3 protein-coding genes are annotated in these 2133 nt (G+C 53.2%); 2 read left to right on the top strand and 1 reads right to left on the bottom strand.

The annotated features are described in order from the left end of the window. Window positions 1–650 precede the first annotated feature (650 nt). A complete protein-coding gene (locus ABX962_RS35225) occupies window positions 651–1097 on the top strand; it encodes a hypothetical protein (RefSeq protein WP_372726328.1) in 447 nt (148 codons plus the stop codon). Window positions 1098–1359: 262 nt separating this feature from the next. Here ABX962_RS35225 and ABX962_RS35220 read toward each other — a convergent pair whose 3' ends face one another. Further along, complete coding sequence (locus ABX962_RS35220; protein WP_372726327.1) at window positions 1360–1536, bottom strand: hypothetical protein; 177 nt, start codon at window positions 1534–1536, stop codon at window positions 1360–1362. A 138-nt stretch (window positions 1537–1674) separates the two neighbouring features. On the opposite strand from ABX962_RS35220, the gene ABX962_RS35215 reads away from it, so the two are divergent. Next, window positions 1675–2133, top strand: a 459-nt coding sequence (locus ABX962_RS35215) for a hypothetical protein (RefSeq protein WP_372726326.1), incomplete at its 3' end; no start/stop codon positions are given.

Below are 2133 nucleotides of genomic sequence, written 5' to 3'. Positions count from 1 at the left end.
CTTGACGGGCCACCCACGGGGCGGAACGCCACTGCAACCGTGACGGATTCATGCTTGCTGCGATCTGCGATAACCATGCAATGGTGACGGAGCGGCGGCATCGTTTTTTCAAAGTGGTTCAATCACCGTTCGCCGCCCGCACATCGCTCCCGTTATTGGATGTGGCGCCGTCGTTGCTCGGTCGATTGTTGCGCGGTCGATGCGGATGCTCGAACGCTTGCTCGGCCCACACACTTGCTCGATCGCACATGCTTGCTCGATCGCACATGCTTGCTCGATCGCACATGCTTGCTCGGGCGCACATGTTTGCTCGGTCGGATTGCTTGCTCGGTCGCATGTTGCTCTGTCTTGCTTCGTTCAACTACAATGGCGTTTTGACATTCGCCGAACTGGAAAATCAATCGACGGTTCCCCCCAACTACCATCCAACTACCATCCAGCTACCATCCAATAACCATGCGATGGTGACGGAGCGGCGGCATCGTTTTTCAAAGTGTTTCGATCACCGTTCGCCGCCCGCACATCGCTCCCGTTCGTCGAAACAAGAAATAATAACGTTCAAGCCAGCTACGCTTGTTGCAATTCTCATTGTCGGTCTTTGCTCCTGCAGGCCAGATTCGATCCAAGACTCCCGTTCGCCAGATACCTCAATGCCAAGCTCCGCCGTCGAGATCATTCATAAACTGACTGGTGACGATCCGACACCTGATGATGCATTTGAGCGATTCTTCAGTTGGTACGAAGACTACTGGCTGATGAACGACGATTTGGTTGGCACATTGGACTCAATGCCGCGGCCGCTACGTGAGGTCGTCGTAACACACCAAGCGTTTGGCTACATGAGCTCAGAGGCTCCCAGCGGATACTACATTCGATTTGAATCCGTGTTCGACGGTGAGGTGGAACTGGGAATGGTACAACTTGGTTTCTCGGATTCTGCCTCAACGCTGTCCGAAGGACGAAGGCTGTATGAGAGTTCTGATCACGGTAACTTGACACTAGAACAAGATTCCGAGATTTACGGGAGGCTGCCCGCGCTAGAGGATGTCGAAGACCGCATCGGTCGATGGCTGATCGAACAAGTAAACAAGGCTTAGAAATCGACGAACCAATGGGTTGGACGCGGAGGCCTCGAAAGCGTCCGTTTGAAGTGGTTGATCTTTCGCTCGGCCCCGGTCAACCCCGCCGTTATCGGACATTGATTTACGTTCAGCAGATCATTGTCGAAAAGCTAAACGAGCATCGAACATGGCAACTGTTGCGTTCATAATTCCGTTTGCCGCTGTCCTGTAGCTCGCGTTAGTAGCTCATTCAACAACCTCGCGATTTTGGACAGCAAATGTCTTGGTTTCCATCGTCTCAGGAACTGGCTATCTGCTGTTGCTGCTCGCGTTCAACGGGGTTACAAACATTGGACATGCTATCGCGGTATCGCTCATTGCCACCGCAATTTCCTTCGTAGTCAGCATTCTGACCGGCGTCCCATTTGTCATGGGCCGAGAACTTCAGCACCGCCATTGAGTATTCTGTAGACACTGCGCCAACCTCGTTTACGGTTTCCATCTATACTACCGATAACCATGGCATTCACACGGAGCGGGGCTTGCGGCCGGATTTGAAATGGACAACTTTACTCTCCCCGCCCGGTGATGCCGGGCGTTCTGCCACAAAGCCATGAAATTCGCACTACTTATCCTTTGTCTATCGATGCCAGCGGTCTGTACTGCCCAATCGCCCGAAGCTGCTGCCAGCGCGTATTTCGACGCGATGGCAAACTCAGACAAAAAGGCCTTGATTGACGTAGTGCACGAACCAAGTGCCACGCGTATTGGGAAATCCATCATCGCGGCATCACCAAAGTTTCATCGCAGCGGCAACACTGACTTCTTCGAGATGATCTTTGAACGCGTGCCCAGTCTTGCGGAGATCCAAGCGATGTCACCCGTACAAGCATTCGCCGAGTACATGTGCGAACCACCACCCCCAGATGAGAACATTACCACTACGCGAACCATCCTTGGTTCTGTCAACGAGGGTGACTCCCTCGCTCATGTGGTCTATCGTGTGAATGGCATGCCCAATCTTTCCGAGAAGTCACGCGACGTCCTAGCTTGCGTCAAGATAGAAGGGGAG

Source organism: Novipirellula sp. (assembly GCF_041583735.1).
Classification (GTDB): Bacteria; Planctomycetota; Planctomycetia; order Pirellulales; family Pirellulaceae; genus Novipirellula.
This window is presented reverse-complemented; position numbering and strand designations above follow the sequence as displayed.

Excerpts from the sequence above, each read along its gene's own strand:
- ABX962_RS35225 (WP_372726328.1), top strand. The coding sequence starts at position 651 with ATGCCAAGCTCCGCCGTCGAGATCATTCATAAACTGACTGGTGACGAT.